The following is an 18,368-nucleotide window of genomic DNA, read 5'->3' as shown; positions in this document are numbered from 1 at the left end:
AGCCATCGCGAGCAAGCCCTGTTCCCCTGTAGGAGCAATGCTTGCTCGCGATGATCGTGAACGATAACGCGCCCTGTCTTAAAGATCGCGTCGTCTGGACCCCCATCGCGAGCAAGCTTTGCTCCTACAGGAAAAGCGGAACCAGGCACCTTCACGCCTGGTGGCCTCAGATCACCGCCTCCGGAAAGTCCTGCTCCAGCTCGGTCTTCAGCCACTGGATAAACCACGACACGTCCGCCGAGAGCTCGGCGGATGGCGTCAACACGCGATAGCTTTCCAGTTTGACCTCCGCGTCCAGCACCCGCACCAGCGCGCCACTCCTGAGCTCTTCACGCACCAGCACTTCGTTGGCCAACGCGATGCCCTGCCCGCTTTCGGCCACCGACAGCGCGTGGTCATTGTTGACGTACAGCATGTCCGAGTTGAGGTGCACATCCAGATCATGGGCGGCAAACCACAGGTTCCACCACTCGCCATCATCGACGTGAATCAGGTTGTGTTTCACCAGGTCAGCGGGACTGTTGATGGGGGCGATGCCGGCCAGATAACCCGGGGTGCAGATCGGGAACACCCGCGGGCGGATCAGGCTGGCGCGGGAATGGGCATATTGTCCGTCCAGGCCGTAGACAATGCCGAGGTCGGCACTTTTACCGTCGACATCGGTGAAGGTGGAGTTGGGCTCGATGGCGAACTTCAGGCCGGGCCGCAAATGACGCATGACCTCAATGCGCGGCATCAGCCAGCGCTTGGCAAACCCCGGCACCACCATGATGCGCAGCCATCGCTCGGCGTCCTTGGGCCGCGCCTCCTTGCCCGCCTCGATAATCAGCTGCAGGGCCGCCGCAATCTTGCGGTGATATTTCTCACCTGCCAGCGTCAGGGTCACGCCACGGGACGTGCGCTCAAACAGTTGAGTGCCCAGCCATTCCTCCAGCAACTTCACATGCCGACCGATTGCAGGCTGGGTCACGTGCAGCGCCCTGGAGGCTTCGACATAGCTACCGAGACGGGCCGCCGCATCAAAGGCTCGCACCGCGTTCAGCGGCGGTAAACGGTGATCAGGCATGGTTGCGGGCACCCTCTGCTGTTAAATTATTTAACAGCTCGTATGTTAAAATTGAAGTTTCGCCCCCGCAACCCCTCACTGATAATCGACGCACAGCAAAACAAAAAACAGCTGGCTCAATACACCCGAACACATCTCGATCCTGCCCAAAAAAATAATATCCATGGCCCGACGGCACAGCTGATTTCAGCGTATCCGCAGGCGATGGGGGAATCGGAGGTAACGCATGAATGCCCTGCATTCGCTGCAAACACTGGCGGTGTCCATCCGCTCGGTGCGCAAAGTCTACGGTGATCCGAAGACCGGCCCGGTGGCGCTGAAAAGCATCGACCTGGACATTCGCGACAACGAATTCTTCACCCTGCTCGGCCCTTCCGGCTGCGGCAAAACCACCCTCCTGCGGATGATCGCCGGGTTCGAATTTCCCACCGAAGGCGAGATTCTGCTCTACGGCGAAAACATCGCCGATCGACCGCCCTTCGAACGTCCGGTCAACACGGTGTTTCAGCACTACGCGCTGTTTCCGCACATGACCATCGCCGAGAACCTGGCCTTCGGCCTCGAATCGCACCCGATGGGCAAGGTGATGACCAAAGCCCAAGTCGCCGAGCGCGTACGCGAAATGCTGGCGCTGGTGCAGATGGAGCGCTTCGCCACACGCAAACCGGCGCAACTGTCCGGCGGCCAGCAACAGCGCGTTGCACTGGCACGGGCGCTGGCGCCGCATCCCAAGGTCTTGCTGCTCGATGAGCCACTCTCGGCCCTCGACCTCAAGCTGCGCCAGGCCATGCGCGAGGAGCTGAAAACCATCCAGGCCAAGACCGGCATCACCTTCATCTTCGTCACCCATGACCAGGAAGAAGCGCTGACCATGTCCGACCGCATCGCCGTGCTGTCCGAAGGCGAAGTGCAGCAGGTCGGGCGCCCGGAAGACATCTACGAGCGGCCGCGCAATCGCTTCGTGGCGGACTTCATTGGCGAAACCAACTTCATCGAGGGCACCGTGACTCGCGTCGAAGACGGCCTGGCCTGGTTCGCCGGCCCCGCCGGGCATCCGTTGCCGGCGCAGCCCTGCAGCGATGTTCAGGTCGGCGCCAGCGTTGCGCTCTCCGTGCGTCCCGAGCGCCTGCACCTGACGCCTGCCAGCACCGAAGGCGCATTGCCGTGCCGGGTCGATGCTCAGATTTACCTGGGCACCGACCTGCAATATCAAGTCAGCCTCAGCGACGGCTCGCGCCTCACCGTGCGTACGCCCAACTGCGTCGACCGCAAACTGCGCTTCGCCGTCGGCACCCAGGCCGGTCTGTTGTTTGACAGCGGCAGCGCCAGCGTCCTGCACGATTGAGCACGAGGATTTGCCATGCACGCGATACCGATCGCCAATACCCTGGAGCGTCGTCGGGCGTTCCAGAGCTTTCTCGGGGTCAGCCCGGCGCTGATCGCCATCGGCCTGTTTCTGATCGTGCCGATCCTGATTGTCATCGCCTATTCATTGATGGAAGCCAACCCCTACGGCGGGGTGAACAAAGTCTTCAGCAGCGACGCCTACACCTCGTTGCTGTTCGAACGACAACTGGATGACAGCCTGGCCTTCGCCGATTCTTACCTGTTGATCGCCCTGCGCTCCATTGGCATCGCCGGGCTGACGACCCTCATTACCTTGCTGATCGGCTTTCCGGTGGCGGTGTGGCTGGCAATGCAGCCGGCACATCGGCGCGGCCTGCTGATCTTTCTGATCACGGTGCCGTTCTGGGCCAACCTGTTGATCCGCACCTACGCCTGGATTCTGTTGCTGCGTAACACGGGCGTGATCAACAACAGCCTGATAGGCCTTGGCGTCATCGACCAGCCGTTGCAACTGCTCTACACCGACGGCGCAGTGCTGCTGGGGTTGGTCTACACCTACGCGCCCTTCGTGGTGCTGCCGATTTACGCGACGCTGGAAAAGATGGACATCCGCCTGCTGGAGGCTGCCCAGGATCTCTACGCCGGACGTGTACGTACCTTGCGCAAGGTAGTGCTGCCGATTGCCAGACCGGGGATTTTCGCCGGCGCAATCCTCACCTTCGTGCCGTGCCTGGGCGCGATGATCGCCCCGGAACTGTTGGGCGGCGGCACGCGCATGATGCTCGGCAACCTGATCTTCCGGCAGTTCAGCGATGCACGGAACTGGCCTTTCGGCGCGGCGCTGTCGCTGGTGCTGATGGCTGCGGTGATGCTGGTCCTGACGGTGTATGCCTTGCGCGCCGAACGTCAACGCATTGCCAAGGGAGGTGCATGATGCTGCGTCCATTCAAACGAAACGGCCTGGGTGTGCAGGATTTTCCGGGCTTCGGTGGCTTCAGTTTCCTGTTCTACCTGTACCTCTACGCGCCGATCGTGGTGCTGGTGGTGTTCTCGTTCAATGCCAACCAGTCTGCCACGGTGTGGACCGGGTTCAGCCTGGACTGGTACCGCGCGGCGTTCGCCAATCAGGCCCTGCGCCAGGCGGCCGGCAACAGCCTGTTAATTGCCGTATGCGCCAGCATGATCGCCACGGCGATTGCCACCCTCGCCGCCCTCGGCACGTCCCGTGGCGCGAAATTCAAGGGCCTGCAACTGTCGATGGGCGCAATCATGCTGCCCTTGGTACTCCCGGAAATCGTGGTGGGCGTCGCCACGCTGGCGCTGTTTTCCACCCTCGGCCTGTCCCTGGGCTACGGCAACCTGATCATCGCCCACACCGTGTTTTGCATCCCGTTTGCCTACTTGCCGATTCGGGCGCGGCTCAACGACATGGACCTGTCGCTGGAACAAGCCTCGGCCGACCTCTATGCCGGTCCATGGCGAACCTTTCGCAAGGTCACCCTGCCGCTGCTGATGCCGGGGATTTTCTCCGGGCTGATGCTGGCGTTCATCGTGTCGCTGGATAACTTCGTGATCTCGATGATGGTCTCCCAGGCCGGCACCACCACCCTGCCGATCTTTATCTTCGGCCTGTTGCGCATGGGCGTGACACCCGACGTCAACGCCGTGTCGACCCTGATCCTGGGCGTCTCGGTGCTGTTCGTCAGCCTCTCCTGGCTGCTGGGCAAAAAGAACACCTGAACCTTCTACGTACCGTGGGGAAATAGCATGAGCAAGTTGATTGCAAGCATCGGGACTTCGTTGTTGTTGACCTTGGCCGGCGGCGTTCAGGCCGCGGAAAAGCTCAATGTGGTGAGCTGGAGCGGTTACTTCTCGCCGGAGATCCTCGCCAAGTTCCAGAAACAGACCGGCATCGAAGTCACGGTGGATTCCTACGACTCCAACGAAACCTTGCTGGCCAAGCTGAAACAGGGCGGCGCGGGTTACGACGTGGCCATTCCGTCGCACCAGTTCATTCCGATCCTGATCAAGGAAAACCTGCTGGAACGCTTCGACCCGGCGAAAGAGCCCTACTACGCCAGCGTCGTCGATAACCTGAAAAAACCCTCCTGGGACCCGGAAGGCGCCTATTCCGTGCCATTCATCTGGGGCACCACCAGCGTGGTGCTGAACACCGAACGCTACAAGGGCCCGGCCGACAGCTACAAGGTGCTTTACGAGCCACCGGCCGAGTTGCAGGGGCGGATCAACATGTTCGATTCGGTCAGCGATGAGATCGACATGGCCAGCCTGTACCTGAACATCCCGTTGTGCAGTGAAGACCCCAAGCAGATGCAGCAAGTGCTGAGCCTGCTCAAGGCGCAGAAACCGTTCGTCAAGACCTACAGCTCCAAGGCCGGCTCGATCCGCGAGAACCTGGCCGCGGGCGAAGTCGACATGTCGATGTTCTGGGGCGGTTCGTCAATGCGCGCCCGGGAAATGAAACCCGGCCTGAAATACCTCTACCCGAAAGAAGGCGTACTGGCCTGGGTCGACAACATGGTGATTCCGACGGGCAGCAAGAACCCGGCAAACGCCAAGGCGTTCATCGAGTTCCTGAGCCAGCCTGAAAATGCCGCCATGACCCAGAACTTCCTCAAACACCAAAGCCCGATCAAGGGTGTGGAACCATTCCTCGACGCCAGCCTCAAGGACGCCCCGGAGCTGCATATTCCCGAAGGCACCCAGGTGGTGTTCAGCAAGACCTGCGGCGAAGGTGCAATCCGCCTCGCCGACCGTCTCTGGACCAGCCTGATGCGTTGATTTCTACCGCCCCGTCCGGTGACGGGGTGTTTCTCCAGCCGTCCGAAAGGCAGCGTTGCAATGACTTCTAATAACATCAGCGAACTGGTCCTGCTGCAGGCCCATGAACTCGCCGAGCGCATTCGCTTGCGCCAGGTTTCCTGCCGGGAAGTGATGCAGACTTACCTGGCCCATATCGACCGATTCAACCCGCGGGTCAATGCGCTGATCAGCCTGCAAGCGCCGGAAGATTTGCTGGCTCAGGCCGACCTGCGTGACGCCGAACTGGCAAGGGGTGACTACCGCGGCTGGATGCATGGCCTGCCCCATGCGGTCAAAGACCTGTCGCTGACCCGCGGCATCCGTACGACGCTGGGTTCGCCGCTGTACAAGGACTTTATCCCCGATCGCGACGGGATCATGGTAGAGCGGCTCAAGGCGGCCGGCGCGATCATCATCGGCAAGAGCAATACCCCGGAATTCGGCCTCGGCTCGCAGAGTTACAACCCGCTGTTCGGCGCCACCGGTTGCGCCTTTGACCCGAGTAAAACCGCCGGCGGAAGCAGCGGTGGCGCGGCGGCGGCGCTGGCCATGCACCTGGTGCCCGTGGCCGACGGTAGCGACATGATGGGCTCGTTGCGCAACCCGGCCGCGTTCAACAACATCTTCGGCTTCCGCCCGTCCCAGGGGCGTGTGCCCTTCGATGACAGTGCCGATCTGTTCATTGATCAACTTGGCTACGAGGGCCCTATGGGTCGCAGCGTGCGCGACGCCGCGTTACTGCTGTCCGTGCAGGCGGGTGCCGACGCCCGGGCGCCGCTGTCCATCGCCGAATCCGGCAGCGCCTTCACGGCACCGCTGGAGCGCGACTTCAAAGGTACTCGCCTGGGCTGGCTGGGGGATTTCAACGGCTATCTGCCAATGGAGAAAGGCATTCTCGAACTTTGCGAAAAGACTTTCGCCGACTTCGAGAGCCTCGGTTGCCACATCGAAGCGGTGCAGCCCGAATTCGCCCCGCAGCAGCTGTGGAGCAGTTGGCGCACTTTGCGTCACTGGATGGTCGCCGGCTCTTTGGGGGCGACCTATGCCGACCCGCAAAAACGTGCACTGCTGAAGCCCGAAGCCTGCTGGGAAATCGAACACGGCTTGAAACTGTCGGCCAGCGATGTGTTTGCCGCCTCCGTGGATCGCAGTAATTGGTACCGGGCGATCTCCCGGCTGTTTGAAGACTTCGATTATCTGCTACTGCCCAGTGCCCAGGTGTTCCCGTTCGATAAAACCCAGCCATGGCCCACGTCGATTGAAGGCGTGGCCATGGACACCTATCACCGCTGGATGGAGGTGGTGATTCCTGGCACCTTGTCCGGCTGCCCGGTGGCAAACGTGCAGGCAGGCTTCAATTCGAACGGTTTGCCGATGGGCCTGCAAATCATCGGCAGGCACCAGGCCGATTTCGCCGTCCTGCAATTGGCCCACGCTTATGAACAGGCAACTCGCTGGTTTCAGCGCTGCCCTTCACCGCTGTTGAACGAGGGATTTTGATAAACGGTTGATAGTGTAGAGAAATATTTTAGATTTACGCTTGACGCATCTGCATTCCCGGTGAATAATGCGCGCCACTTGGCTACATAGCTCAGTTGGTTAGAGCATAGCATTCATAATGCTGGGGTCCGGGGTTCAAGTCCCTGTGTAGCCACCAAGTACTAAAAACGGCTTACCGAAAGGTAGGCCGTTTTTTTATGCCTCGAGAAAAGCGACCGCATTGCAGGAGCGAGCCTGCTCGCGATGGTCGTGAACGATGACGCTGGCAGCCTGATGCCCCACGGCGCCCTTTCGTTCATCGCGAGCAGGCTCGCTCCTACAGGTATCAGGTGCGAATGGTTGGCAGCGCCGACAACGCCCGCTCCCAGATCTGCCAGGTCCGTAGCCAGACCATCGCCTGCCAATCGCTATCAGCCGGATAGAACTGTTCAAGCAGATTCAGTTTGATTTCACGCCCCACGGCATCACTCGGATTGCCATGCAAATGCAGCCAGTGGTCGTCGCGCAGATGACGATGCACATCCGCCCCCGGATAGGTCCCGCATTCGATGACGAACGGCATCAACCGTACCTGGGGCAGCGCATCGATCAACGCCTGGGAGGTGTAGCCGGTGGCGGTGGCCGCCACGCCGGTTTCGCTCAGCGCCTGCGCGCCAGTCTGCAAGGTGTAGAGCCACGGGCCATAAATCGCCTGGGCATCGGCCAGCGCCGGATAGGCGGTTTGGGTAATCGTCAGCAACATCGGATGACCGTACTCGCCGGCACCGGTGTGCAAGTCGAAGCACAGGGCGACATCGGCATGAGATACATGCTTCTGAATGATCTGATGCAACGTCCGGTTCGACCAGCTCGGCGCCAGCCCACCATAAAACAATCCGTCCGGATGCCGGTGTTGACCACCTTCGACAATCGACATCACCGCCGGCCAGCCATGTTGGCGGACTTGCTCGTCGAGCAGCGCATCCGCGCGATCACGCTCGGGACCTTGCAACTGCGAGCACGCATAGATTTCGTGCAGCGCGTCATAGGCCTGGTTGTCCGGCAACGGACCGTCGAAGTTCAGGTGATTGCGGTTCAGGTCGATATTGTCTTCGTTGACCCGCCGCAACCACGCCATGCCCCAGGGATTGATCGAATGGATCATCACCACGGCCACATCCGCCGGCAACGAGCGCTTGCCCATTTCCTGCAGCCATTTGATCTGACAACCCGAGCCATAGTAGCCCTCGACGCCATGGGTACCGCTCAGCGCAATCAGCAGGCGTTTGGCCGCAGGATCGCCCAGAACCGCCACGTCGGTGCTCAAGTCCTCGCCGAACGGCCCTTTGAGCGGGTGTGGGTACTCGGTGAGCGTCGCCCCGGCCGCGGTCGCCACCGCGAGGAATTGTTCACGCTGGGAGCGGTAGCTTGGCTGGGTCGGGAACTCGGTGTGCATGATTGCCTCTTGTTGATTTTCTGGCCTGGTTGTTGGCAACGACCCTACAGACATTCCGCCCATTCATGAAGAGCAAAAACGTCTTTGTCACGGGCGCCGGTTTGCGTCACTGCGTGGTGGTCGATAAAGTCCGCTGAACCTTTATCCAACGGACGGAGTGCCCAACGTGTTTTCAGCCTTCCACTTGAGCCGCTTTCGCCTGACAGCGTTGTCGCTGATCGCCACTGCCTTGACGTTGGCTGCCTGCAACGCCCCGCCCTCTTCACCTTCCCAGTCGACGTTGCCACTCGCACCGGAAAGCGCTTCCGGTTATCGCACCGATCTGCAGACCCGACACGCCACACAACACATGGCGGCTGCCGCCAACCCGCTGGCGGCTGAGGCCGGACGGGAGATGCTGCGTCGCGGCGGCTCGGCCATCGATGCGGCGATTGCGATGCAGGCGGTGCTGACGCTGGTCGAGCCACAATCGTCAGGCATCGGCGGTGGCGCGTTGATCGTGCTCTGGGATGGCAAGTCCGTGCGCACGTACGATGGTCGAGAAACGGCACCGGCGGGTGCCACCGAGCGACTTTTCCTGCAAGCCGACGGGCAACCGATGCCGTTCACCCAGGCGCAGATTGGCGGGCGCTCGGTGGGGACGCCTGGCGTATTGCGCGCCCTTGAGCTGGCCCATCAAAAGCACGGACGCCTGCCTTGGGCGCAACTGTTCGAACCGGCCATCGAACTCGCCTCGCAAGGCTTCGCCATATCACCGCGCCTGTATGGGTTGATCGCCTCGGATTCGTCCTTGCGCACTTCACCCGACATGGCCGCGTACTTCCTGAATGCCGACGGCAGCCCGAAAGCCATTGGCACACGCCTGAAGAACCCGGCACTGGCCGCGGTGTTCCAGCGCATCGCCAAGGAAGGGCCGGATGCCCTGTACAAAGGCGCCATCGCCCAAGAGATCGTGGCCAAGGTTCAGGGCCACGCCAACCCGGGCAGCCTGTCGCTGAACGACCTTGCGGGCTATAGCGCCAAGGAGCGCGCGCCCCTGTGCACTGACTACAAACGCTGGCAGGTTTGCGGCATGCCGCCACCGTCATCGGGAGGGATTGCCGTGGCGCAGATCCTCGGTACCCTGCAGGCCTTGGAGACACGCGACAAACGCTTTGCCCTGGCGCCGATGAAACCGGTCAAGACCAACGCCCCCGCCGGCATCGAACCGTCTCCCGATGCTGTGCACTTGATATCGGAAGCCGAACGCCTGGCCTACGCCGACCGCGCCCAATACGTGGCCGATACGGACTTCGTGCCGGTACCCGTCAAAGGCCTGGTGGAGCCGACCTACCTGGCCGGCCGCGCCGCCCTGATCGGAAAGCGCAGCATGGGCACGGCCCAACCGGGTACGCCACCGGGCATTCAGGTGGCTTACGCGACGGATCGTTCACCGCTGCGAATCTCTACCTCGCAAGTGGTGGCTGTCGATGACCAGGGTGGCGCCGTGTCCATGACCACCACCATCGAATCCGCCTTCGGCTCGCACCTGATGGTTCAGGGCTTCCTGCTCAATAACGAGATGACCGACTTCTCGTTCATCCCCGAAGAGAACGGGAAAAAAGTCGCCAATCGCGTCGAGCCGGGCAAGCGCCCACGCTCATCCATGGCCCCAACGCTGATCTTCGACCGCCAGAGCGGTGAATTCGTCGCCAGCGTCGGCTCACCCGGCGGCTCGCAAATCATCGAGTACGTCGCCAAAACCACCGTCGGCCTGCTCGACTGGAACCTGGATGCGCAAACGGCCATCAACCTGCCCAACTTCGGCAGCCGCAACGGCCCGACCGAACTGGAGCGCGGACAGTTCAGCCCCGCACTGATCAAGGCGTTGAAGGACAAGGGGCACAGCGTGAGCGAGATCGACATGACCAGCGGTACCCAGGCAATCGTTCGGGTCAAGGATGCGCAGGGCAAAGCGTCATTGGCTGGCGGCGCGGACCCTCGGCGTGAGGGGGAAGCGTTGGGGGATTGAGTCGTACGCAGGCGTGAGAAAGGGCTTACCGGGAGGTAGGCCCTTTTTCATGGAAAATCTTAAATTAGGCCGGCACACCCAAAATGATGTGCGACGCCTTGATCACCGCCGTCGCACTCACACCCGGGGCCAGGCCCAGTTCAGCCACGGCATCGCGCGTGACGATCGAGTAGACCTCGGTGCCGCCGTCGAGCTGGATGACGACCTCGGCGTTCACCGCGCCATCGGTGACGTGGGTGACCTTGCCTTCAAGGCAGTTGCGCGCCGACAGGCGTATGTCGCTGGAGTCGGTCATCAGCATGACCCAAGGTGCCTTGACCAGCGCGACCGCTTCCTTGCCCACCGCCAGGCCAAGGTTCTTCACGCTTTCCATCGTGACCACCGCCACCAGCTCATTGCCACCGGGCAGTTTCAGAGATATTTCCGCGTTAACGGCACCGGATTGCACTTGGCTGATGGTGCCTTTGAAGACGTTGCGGGCGCTGACTTTCATTGGTTTGTAGCCTCTGATGGTTATTTTTGTATACAACCCACAGCATCATTCTGTCCGAATGGGCATGACGCAATGTCGCACCCGCCTATCGACTGATTTTCAGAGCCCGTCGAGCCTGGTGTTTTTCCAAGGCCAGTTCGATCAGCCGCGTGACCAGTTCACTGTAGGTCATTCCGGTGGCTTGCCACAGTTTCGGGTACATGCTGATGCGGGTGAACCCCGGCAGGGAGTTGATTTCGTTGATCAGCACTTCGCCACTGTCGGTCAAAAACACATCGACCCGCGCCAGACCGGAACACCCCAGCACCTGAAACGCTTCGACCGCCATGGCACGGATGCGCTCGTTGGCCTCGACGCTGATGTTGGCCGGCACCACCACTTCAGCGGCCTTGTCGTCGATGTACTTGCTGTCGTAGGAATAAAACCCGCTGTGCACCACGATCTCACCGCAACCGCTGGCGATGGCGTTTTCATTGCCAAGCACCGCGCATTCGATCTCGCGGCCACTGACGGCGGATTCGACCAGCACTTTTTCATCGAACCCCAGTGCCAGCTCGATCGCCGCCGTGTATTCGGCTTCGTCGGTGACCTTGCTCACCCCTACGGATGAACCCTGGTTTGCCGGTTTGACGAAGAGAGGCAACCCCAATTTCCCCACCACTTCGTCGAATCGGCTGCGTGCCGCGCTGGCGCGGGTCAGGGTTACGAACGGCGTGACCGCCAGCCCCGCATCCCTCAACAAGCGTTTGCTGATGTCCTTGTCCATGCACACTGCCGATCCGAGCACATCGGAACCGACAAACGGCAGATCCGCCATGCGCAGCAGGCCTTGCAGGCAGCCGTCCTCACCGAGAGTGCCGTGGACAATCGGGAAAATGACATCGACATGTCCCAACAGCTCCTGACTGGAAGTTTCCACTAACTGCTGGCTGGCCTTGCCCGGCACGACCGCCAACTCGCGATTGGATTGATTGAGCGCAATCAGGGCCGGATTTTCCTGGTTCAAGAGGAAGTTCGAAGGGTCGTTGAGGTGCCAGTGGCCTTGTTTGTCGATGCCGATCAGCACCGGTTCGAAACGCGAACGATCCAGGGCATCGACGATGTTTTTCGCCGACTGCAGCGACACTTCATGCTCCGCGGAGCGGCCCCCAAAGATAATTCCTACACGCAATTTGCTCATTGCCTGCCCCCAATGTGAATGTGCTTATGGCTCGCGTATTCGCCACCTTACGGCTGCAAGGTCTGGCCGTCCACCGGCTCGCCGATGGTTAAAAAGTGCCCACCCGCCACATGATGCAAGGTGCGCAACGCGTCCTGGCCTTCGAAGTGCCAACGCCCATCACTGAACACGCGCTCGTCGGCCTGGGCGGCAATCACTTCAGCCAGAAACAGGTCGTACTGTTGATGGTTATCGGGCTCCGGCAGCAATCGGCATTCCAGCCAGGCGACGCAGCCATCGAGCATCGGTGCGTCGATCAATTCGGCATCGAAGGTCGGCAGGCCATAGGTCTGGAACTTGTCACGTCCCTGCTCCCGAGTCAGTTCCAGCCCGGACGTCGTACCGACGGTTTGCACGATATCCGCCTGCGCGGCGCAGGGAACGTTGAGCACGAAGGTGCCCGAGGCTTCCAGCAGTTGCCGGGTCCAGGTGGATTTATCCAGCACCACGGCGATTTTCGGCGGTTCGAAATCCAGCGGCATGGCCCAGGCTGCCGCCATGATATTGCGCTCGCCACCATGGGCTGCGCTGACCAGCACGGTCGGCCCGTGATTGAGCAAACGATAAGCCTTTGGCAACGGGACCGGACGGCGGTGGGAAACGCTCATGGATGTCTGCTCCTGGGGAAAGGAGCCGATTGTAGCGGGTCCTTCTACCTGTAGGAGCGATGCTTGCTCGCGATGGGCGTTTGGACTACGCGGGCACCCAGGCAGCTCGCGTTATCGTTGAAGACCATCGCGAGCGAGCTCGCTCTTACAGGGGAGCGCCTCAGGTCGACAACTGATTGGCGAATTGTCCTACGGCGTTCACCACCTTCTGGGCTCCGTCCTGGATCTCGACGATGACCGTGCCTGCCTCCGCCGCGAGCGCCAGGCCCTGTTCCGCCTGGAGCTTGCCGTCGGTCATCAGGGCCACGGCATTGCGGGCCATGTCCTGGTTTTGACGCACCACCAGCACGATCTCATCGGTAGCCTGGCTGGTGCGCGAGGCCAATTGCCGGACCTCGTCCGCCACCACGGCAAATCCTCTTCCCTGCTCGCCGGCGCGGGCCGCTTCGATGGCGGCATTGAGCGCCAGCAGGTTGGTTTGCTCGGCAATGCCGCTGATGGTTTTGACAATGGTGCCGATCACCAGCGACTGCTCGTTCAGGGCTTCGATGCCATCCCCGGCGGTTTGCATGTGCTTGGCCAGATTTCGCATTACATCCACCGCCTGCGTCACCACGGCATTGCCACGCTGGGCACTTTGGTCGGTTTGCTGGGAAGTGCCGTAGGCGATATTCGCCGCTTCGGCAACGGCTTGTTCCTGATTGACCTGATCGGTGATCACCGTGGCGAACTTCACCACTTTGTAGAGTTTGTTGTTGGCATCAAGTACCGGGTTGTAGGAAGCCTCCAGCCAAACCGTACGACCATGGCTATCGATACGTTTGAAACGGTCAGCCACGTACTCACCCGCGTTCAGACGGCGCCAGAAATTCTGGTACTCGGCACTGTTGGCCTCTTCCGGCAGGCAGAAGGTGCGGTGATGCTTGCCCTTGATCTGCGCCAGGCTGTAACCCATGCCGGAGAGAAAACGATCATTGGCGGTCAGTACGATGCCATTGAGGTCGAACTCGATCACTGCGGTCGAGCGCACCAGGGCACCGATCAGGTTTTCATGTTCGCGGGAGGCTTCGATGGTACGGGTCAGGTCGCTGGAGAAAATCGAGAATTGCTTGATCCGGCCGTCTGCCGAGCGCACGGGCTGCAAGATCGAGCGCAACCACGCCTCCTGACCCGTGCCCCGCAGCAGGCGTAAAGCACCCGCAAAGTGCTCACCACGGTTCATTGCAGTTTTGAAACGCAGCTGGAATTCGTCCGTTTTTACGTGATCCGGGAAGATGTCTTCGATGTGCCGTCCGATCAGCTCGTTGCTCTTGTAGTGCATCTCGCTGAGAAAGTTCTGATTGACCGATTGAACCCGCCCATCAGCATCAAGGGTCAGCACGAGCATCTCGCTTTCCAGACTTTCCTTCACTTGCTGAAGGCTGGAGAGTTCTTCGCGAAGAGCCGACAGCTCCTGCTTCAAGCGTTTATTGAACATGGGGTGCACCGATGGACTGGGATAGAAAGCGATATGCAGCCTAACCATCGGCCCTTTGAGCCTTTTCTGAAGAGCGTTTCAGCTTTGTCCTACAAAAATAATTGCGACGCGCCAGCAGCCCCTTCTGCTTACATCGCGCCAGCAGCCGAGCAGTTGGCCATTCTCGGCATCCGCGCGCCGAAATACGCCCCGCTGGCTACACCCACCGCGCCCATCACCGCGCAGAACATCACGCAGATCCAGGGGCTCCAGGGCATCAGACCGATCAACAGCAACGGTGTGATACTCGCCCACGCGGCGTAGGCAATGTTGTAGGTAAAGGAAATGCCCGAAACTCGAATCCGTGCCGGGAACAAACTGACCATCACCGACGGCACCGCACCGACCACACCACAGGCGAGGCCGGCCACGGAATAGGCCAGGCCGATCCAGTTACCGCCACCGATCAGGCAGGCATAGAGCACGCCAATTCCCAGCGGCAGCAACAGGCTGTACAGCATGACAGTGCGCCAGGCGCCGATGCGGTCGACCAGCAATCCGGCGAGTACGCAGCCAATGTTCAGAAAAACGATACCCAGCGCACTCAAGGCGAACGTGTGGCTGGCGGTCATGCCGAAGGTTTTCTGCATCATGGTCGGCGTGATGACCACGAATACCACCACCGCCGAGGTCAGCACGCAGGTCAAAATCATCGCCGGTAGCATGGCCAGCCGGTGTTCACGCAGGACCGCCCGCAGCGGCAACTCGACCGCCTCGTCGCGTCGGGCCTGCATGGCCATGAACACCGGGGTTTCGCTGAGCCAGCGACGCAACCAGACGCCAATCACACCGAACACACCGCCCAGCAGGAACGGGTATCGCCAGGCGTAATCGAGGATTTCCGCCGGGGTAAAGGCCTGGGCCAGGAACGTTGCCGTCAAGGCGCCGAGCAGGTAGCCAAAGGTCAATCCCGCCTGCAAAAAACCCAGGGCGTAACCGCGATGCCCCACCGGCGCATGCTCGGCAACGAATACCCAGGCGCTCGGTACCTCGCCGCCTACCGCCGCGCCCTGCAGGACGCGTAGCAGCAACAGCAACAGCGGTGCGAAATAGCCAATCTGGGCGTAAGTCGGCATGATCCCGATCAGCAGACACGGCAGCGCCATCATCAGAATGCTCAGGCTGAAGACTCTCTTGCGCCCCAACCTGTCAGCGAAATGCGCCATCAGGATCCCGCCAAGCGGTCGCGCCAGGTAACCGGTGACGAAGATGCCGAAGCTTTGCAACAATCGAAGCCATTCGGGCATTTCCGGCGGGAAGAACAGCTGGCTCAAGGTCAGCGCAAAAAATACGAAAATGATGAAATCGTAGATTTCCAGCGCCCCGCCGAGGGCCGCGAGCCCGAGGGTCTTGTAGTCCGAGCGGCTGAACGGCGCCGGGCGCGAATCGATATCGACAGTCATGAAAAGAACTCTGGCACAGGCAAAAACCAAGGCGCCCATGGTCTACGCAAACGCGCCTGCGGACAACCCGTTAGACCAAAGTCCCATAGCCACAAAACAGCCCCGCAAAAAACCTCCGCTTGATTTACTGTTAACGCCTGTCCAGACGGGCCTCTGCCGCCCCGAAGACCACAACAAACATAAAAATCCGAGGTACTCCCGTGGCCGCTGATATCGAAGATAGCCGCTCCGCCCGCTTTGCCCTGCGCTGTTCAAGCTTTGCCGAACGCTGGTTCCCCGACTCCTGGGTGTTTGCCGCCCTGGCGGTGATTATCGTCGCCGTGGCTACCATGGTCATGGGCGCCAAACCCACCGATGCCGCCATGGCGTTTGGTGATGGTTTCTGGAGCCTTATCCCGTTCACCATGCAGATGGCTTTCGTGGTGATTGGCGGTTATGTGGTCGCCAGCTCGCCACCGGCGGTGAAGCTGATCGATCGCTTGGCGAAACTGCCGAAAAACGGCCGCTCTGCCGTGGCCTGGGTCGCCTTGATTTCCATGGTCGCGTCGCTGCTGAACTGGGGCTTGTCGCTGGTTTTCGGCGGTTTGCTGGTCCGCGCCCTCGCCCGCCGTACCGACCTGAAGATGGATTACCGCGCCGCAGGTGCAGCGGCTTACCTCGGGCTGGGGGCGGTGTGGGCGCTGGGCCTGTCGTCGTCGGCGGCACAACTGCAGGCCAACCCGGCGAGCCTGCCACCGTCGATTCTGTCGATCACCGGGGTAATTCCGTTCACCCAGACGATCTTTCTCTGGCAGTCCGGTGCGATGTTGCTGGCATTGATCGTTATCTCACTGATCATTGCCTACGCCACCGCCCCGGGCCCGAATTCGGCACGTGATGCCAAAGCTTGCGGCGTCGACCCGAGTTTCAACCTGCCACCCCTGCAACCGCGCACCCGTCCCGGCGAATGGCTGGAGCACAGCCCGCTACTGATCATCCTGTTGGTGCTGCTGGCCGCCGGATGGCTGCTCCATGAGTTCTCGACCAAACCGGCAATCAGCGCGATTTCCGGCCTGAACACCTACAACTTCCTGTTCATCATGCTCGGAGCTTTGCTGCACTGGCGTCCGCGCAGCTTCCTCGATGCCGTGGCCCGTGCAGTACCGACTACCACTGGCGTGCTGATCCAGTTCCCGCTGTATGGCTCGATCGCGGCGTTGATGACCACGGTCAAAGGCGCCGATGCCCAGACCCTGGCCCACCACATCTCGACCTTTTTCGTCAGCATCGCCTCCCACGACACCTATGCACTGTTGATGGGCGTGTACTCGGCGATTCTCGGCTTCTTCATTCCGTCCGGGGGCGGCAAGTGGATCATCGAAGCGCCGTACGTGATGCAAGTGGCCAACGACCTGAAATATCACCTGGGTTGGGCCGTGCAGATCTATAACGCCGCCGAAGCCTTGCCCAACCTGATCAACCCGTTCTACATGCTGCCGCTGCTGGGCGTGCTGGGGCTGAAGGCGCGGGACCTGATCGGATTTTCGTTCGTGCAACTGCTGGTGCATACCCCAGTGGTGCTGTTCCTGCTGTGGGCACTGGGGACGACGCTCGCCTATACGGCACCGGTGATGCCGTAGAAGCAAAAGGGGCCGATATTTTTATCGGCCCCACTCGTTGTCTGGTCATGTCTGCTTCAATAGGTATTGGACCTACACGCTGAAAAGGACCTGAGCATGCTCAAACTTGCTGGACTTGCCCTCGCGGCCCTTACCCTGAGTGCCACTGCCCATGCGGACGTCAGCCTGGTGCTGGGCAGCCCTGAACGCCTCACCCGCCTGTTTTCCTATCCGAACAACTGCAACGTGATTTGCTTTCGCAACTGGACGCTGGAGCAAACTGTCGAACATTACCTGACCCAAAGCGTGCAGCGCGACGGCTACAGCGACGCGAAGGTGCTGGTCAAAACCGATAACGGTCAGCTCTTCACGAAAATTAGCGGGGTGCCCAACGGTTATGAAAAGCCGTTGGTCGCGCTGCTCGATGCGGGCGATCTGGCCTACAACGGCGCCAGCAAACTGAATGCCGATGGCAAATGGGCCTTTAGCTGGTACCTGTTCCTGCCGCTGGGCATGGCGCTGGAGAACCGTAAAAGCGTCGAGCTGCTGCACTTCCCGCCAGACTATTCGTTGACCCAGGCCCAGGATTACCTGAGGTCCGCCACAACCGATCGCTGGGCCTCGCTGTTGACCATCAACGGCATCCCGGCCGAGCAGACGCCGGGCTACCAGACGATCATCGATATCGCCCCGATTGCCGCCCCGTCCAACGCCGGCAAGGACTTGGAGGGTGTCTACGACTACTTCAAGGATTACCAGACGGCGATGGTCAAGGAAATCAGCCAGAGCGCCAGTGGCGCGGCGCTACCGATGGTCGCTTTCGGTGCACCGGTGCGTGACTGGGTCAAACGGCAATACGGGCCGACCGTGAATGTGTTGAGCCTGGTCAACATCAGCCCTGATGCCGGGGTAAAAGTGCCAGTGCTGGGTTCCAACCATCCGAGCTACATCTGGTACGCCGCCGATCCGGCCAACTATTCCGGCAACGATGCAAAAGCCAAGGCCGATTCTGCGGGTCTGAAAGTCATGGGTCAGGACTTGAGTGTCGCCTGCTGGCAGGCCGCCATGGGCCGTCAACCGGACAGCAATCCCGACATTGAGCTGAAGACTTGCACGCAAACCTGGCAAGTTGCCCAGAAAGAGAAAACCTGCGAGCTGTTCTACACCTCGATCCGCAACCTGACGCCCGCACAGGCCACGGGCAAATGCGCGTCAGCGGCTATCGCGCCCCAGCTCAAACAACTGAAGGCGCCAGCACCTGCCACCGCGACCCCGGTGCCACCGCTATAAAACGATGAACGGGTGTCGCACTGTCAAATATGACAGTAGACCACCCGTTCCATCTGCGA

Annotated in this window: 14 protein-coding genes, 1 tRNA gene and 2 pseudogenes; 9 read left to right on the top strand and 8 right to left on the bottom strand. The window is 60.8% G+C overall.

Features of this window, described 5'->3' with window-relative positions:
• Nucleotides 1-166: 166 nt before the first annotated feature.
• Complete coding sequence (locus BJ917_RS21190; RefSeq protein WP_096509087.1) at nt 167-1,066, bottom strand: LysR substrate-binding domain-containing protein; 900 nt, start codon at nt 1,064-1,066, stop codon at nt 167-169.
• 226 nt (nt 1,067-1,292) lie between these two features.
• Here BJ917_RS21190 and BJ917_RS21185 point away from each other — a divergent pair, with 226 nt between their 5' ends.
• The 6 genes from BJ917_RS21185 (at nt 1,293) to BJ917_RS21160 (ending at nt 6,893) form a co-directional block, all read left to right on the top strand.
• Nucleotides 1,293-2,411, top strand: a complete 1,119-nt coding sequence (locus BJ917_RS21185) for an ABC transporter ATP-binding protein (RefSeq protein WP_096509086.1) — start codon at nt 1,293-1,295, stop codon at nt 2,409-2,411.
• A gap of 15 nt (nt 2,412-2,426) precedes the next feature.
• On the top strand, nt 2,427-3,347 hold the full coding sequence (locus BJ917_RS21180; protein ID WP_096509085.1) for an ABC transporter permease: 921 nt from the start codon (nt 2,427-2,429) through the stop codon (nt 3,345-3,347).
• Nucleotides 3,347-4,153, top strand: a complete 807-nt coding sequence (locus BJ917_RS21175) for an ABC transporter permease (RefSeq protein ID WP_372237747.1) — start codon at nt 3,347-3,349, stop codon at nt 4,151-4,153. Before BJ917_RS21180 ends, BJ917_RS21175 begins: the two co-directional genes overlap by 1 nt.
• Nucleotides 4,154-4,180: 27 nt before the next feature.
• The gene (locus BJ917_RS21170; RefSeq protein ID WP_121104420.1) at nt 4,181-5,215 is read left to right on the top strand and encodes an extracellular solute-binding protein; all 1,035 of its coding nucleotides are present in this window, start codon (nt 4,181-4,183) and stop codon (nt 5,213-5,215) included.
• A 60-nt stretch (nt 5,216-5,275) separates the two neighbouring features.
• Nucleotides 5,276-6,736: an amidase gene (locus tag BJ917_RS21165; protein ID WP_121104418.1), complete on the top strand. Its 1,461-nt coding sequence runs from the start codon at nt 5,276-5,278 to the stop codon at nt 6,734-6,736.
• Nucleotides 6,737-6,816: 80 nt separating this feature from the next.
• Nucleotides 6,817-6,893 (top strand) — tRNA-Met (locus BJ917_RS21160).
• Nucleotides 6,894-7,061: 168 nt separating this feature from the next.
• On the opposite strand, the gene BJ917_RS21155 is transcribed toward BJ917_RS21160, so the two are convergent.
• Entirely contained in the window at nt 7,062-8,171 is a 1,110-nt protein-coding gene (locus tag BJ917_RS21155; RefSeq protein WP_121104417.1) for a DUF2817 domain-containing protein, read from the bottom strand.
• Nucleotides 8,172-8,337: 166 nt separating this feature from the next.
• Between BJ917_RS21155 and ggt the strand changes: the two genes are divergently transcribed.
• Nucleotides 8,338-10,182, top strand: a complete 1,845-nt coding sequence (gene ggt / locus BJ917_RS21150) for a gamma-glutamyltransferase (RefSeq protein WP_121104415.1) — start codon at nt 8,338-8,340, stop codon at nt 10,180-10,182.
• Between the two features lie 64 nt (nt 10,183-10,246).
• Here ggt and BJ917_RS21145 read toward each other — a convergent pair whose 3' ends face one another.
• The 6 genes and pseudogenes from BJ917_RS21145 to BJ917_RS21125 form a co-directional block, all read right to left on the bottom strand.
• Nucleotides 10,247-10,675 (bottom strand): molybdopterin-binding protein, encoded by a 429-nt coding sequence (locus tag BJ917_RS21145; protein ID WP_096509079.1) that lies wholly within the window; start codon nt 10,673-10,675, stop codon nt 10,247-10,249.
• An 85-nt stretch (nt 10,676-10,760) separates the two neighbouring features.
• Nucleotides 10,761-11,855 (bottom strand): D-alanine--D-alanine ligase, encoded by a 1,095-nt coding sequence (gene ddlA / locus BJ917_RS21140; protein WP_121104413.1) that lies wholly within the window; start codon nt 11,853-11,855, stop codon nt 10,761-10,763.
• Between the two features lie 47 nt (nt 11,856-11,902).
• On the bottom strand, nt 11,903-12,502 hold the full coding sequence (locus tag BJ917_RS21135; RefSeq protein ID WP_096509077.1) for a flavin reductase family protein: 600 nt from the start codon (nt 12,500-12,502) through the stop codon (nt 11,903-11,905).
• Between the two features lie 160 nt (nt 12,503-12,662).
• A pseudogene (locus tag BJ917_RS32800) lies at nt 12,663-13,097 on the bottom strand (methyl-accepting chemotaxis protein); the annotation flags it as partial.
• A gap of 105 nt (nt 13,098-13,202) precedes the next feature.
• Nucleotides 13,203-13,889, bottom strand: a pseudogene (locus BJ917_RS32795) (PAS domain-containing protein); the annotation flags it as partial.
• A 218-nt stretch (nt 13,890-14,107) separates the two neighbouring features.
• Nucleotides 14,108-15,421, bottom strand: coding sequence for an MFS transporter (locus BJ917_RS21125; RefSeq protein WP_121104411.1), 1,314 nt, complete (start codon nt 15,419-15,421; stop codon nt 14,108-14,110).
• A gap of 200 nt (nt 15,422-15,621) precedes the next feature.
• Between BJ917_RS21125 and BJ917_RS21120 the strand changes: the two genes are divergently transcribed.
• Together BJ917_RS21120 and BJ917_RS21115 are read left to right on the top strand one after the other, a co-directional pair.
• Nucleotides 15,622-17,040 carry a short-chain fatty acid transporter gene (locus BJ917_RS21120; RefSeq protein ID WP_096509074.1) on the top strand — a complete coding sequence of 473 codons (1,419 nt, stop codon included), beginning with the start codon at nt 15,622-15,624 and terminating at the stop codon, nt 17,038-17,040.
• Nucleotides 17,041-17,136: 96 nt separating this feature from the next.
• Nucleotides 17,137-18,309, top strand: a complete 1,173-nt coding sequence (locus BJ917_RS21115; protein ID WP_121104409.1) for a hypothetical protein — start codon at nt 17,137-17,139, stop codon at nt 18,307-18,309.
• Nucleotides 18,310-18,368 lie beyond the last annotated feature (59 nt).

The sequence above is a fragment of the Pseudomonas sp. WPR_5_2 genome, from assembly GCF_003634475.1.
Lineage (GTDB): Bacteria > Pseudomonadota > Gammaproteobacteria > Pseudomonadales > Pseudomonadaceae > Aquipseudomonas > Aquipseudomonas izuensis.
Note: the sequence above shows the minus strand (reverse complement) of the source record. Positions and strands in the feature narration are given on the sequence as shown.

Bases quoted from the DNA above. Each gene is read 5' to 3' on its own strand.
- BJ917_RS21155 (WP_121104417.1), bottom strand. From the start codon at position 8,171: ATGCACACCGAGTTCCCGACCCAGCCAAGCTACCGCTCCCAGCGTGAA.
- BJ917_RS21145 (WP_096509079.1), bottom strand. From the start codon at position 10,675: ATGAAAGTCAGCGCCCGCAACGTCTTCAAAGGCACCATCAGCCAAGTG.
- BJ917_RS21170 (WP_121104420.1), top strand. From the start codon at position 4,181: ATGAGCAAGTTGATTGCAAGCATCGGGACTTCGTTGTTGTTGACCTTG.
- BJ917_RS21175 (WP_372237747.1), top strand. From the start codon at position 3,347: ATGCTGCGTCCATTCAAACGAAACGGCCTGGGTGTGCAGGATTTTCCG.
- BJ917_RS21190 (WP_096509087.1), bottom strand. From the start codon at position 1,066: ATGCCTGATCACCGTTTACCGCCGCTGAACGCGGTGCGAGCCTTTGAT.
- BJ917_RS21185 (WP_096509086.1), top strand. From the start codon at position 1,293: ATGAATGCCCTGCATTCGCTGCAAACACTGGCGGTGTCCATCCGCTCG.
- BJ917_RS21135 (WP_096509077.1), bottom strand. From the start codon at position 12,502: ATGAGCGTTTCCCACCGCCGTCCGGTCCCGTTGCCAAAGGCTTATCGT.
- BJ917_RS21115 (WP_121104409.1), top strand. From the start codon at position 17,137: ATGCTCAAACTTGCTGGACTTGCCCTCGCGGCCCTTACCCTGAGTGCC.
- ddlA (WP_121104413.1), bottom strand. From the start codon at position 11,855: ATGAGCAAATTGCGTGTAGGAATTATCTTTGGGGGCCGCTCCGCGGAG.
- BJ917_RS21180 (WP_096509085.1), top strand. From the start codon at position 2,427: ATGCACGCGATACCGATCGCCAATACCCTGGAGCGTCGTCGGGCGTTC.
- BJ917_RS21165 (WP_121104418.1), top strand. From the start codon at position 5,276: ATGACTTCTAATAACATCAGCGAACTGGTCCTGCTGCAGGCCCATGAA.
- BJ917_RS21125 (WP_121104411.1), bottom strand. From the start codon at position 15,421: ATGACTGTCGATATCGATTCGCGCCCGGCGCCGTTCAGCCGCTCGGAC.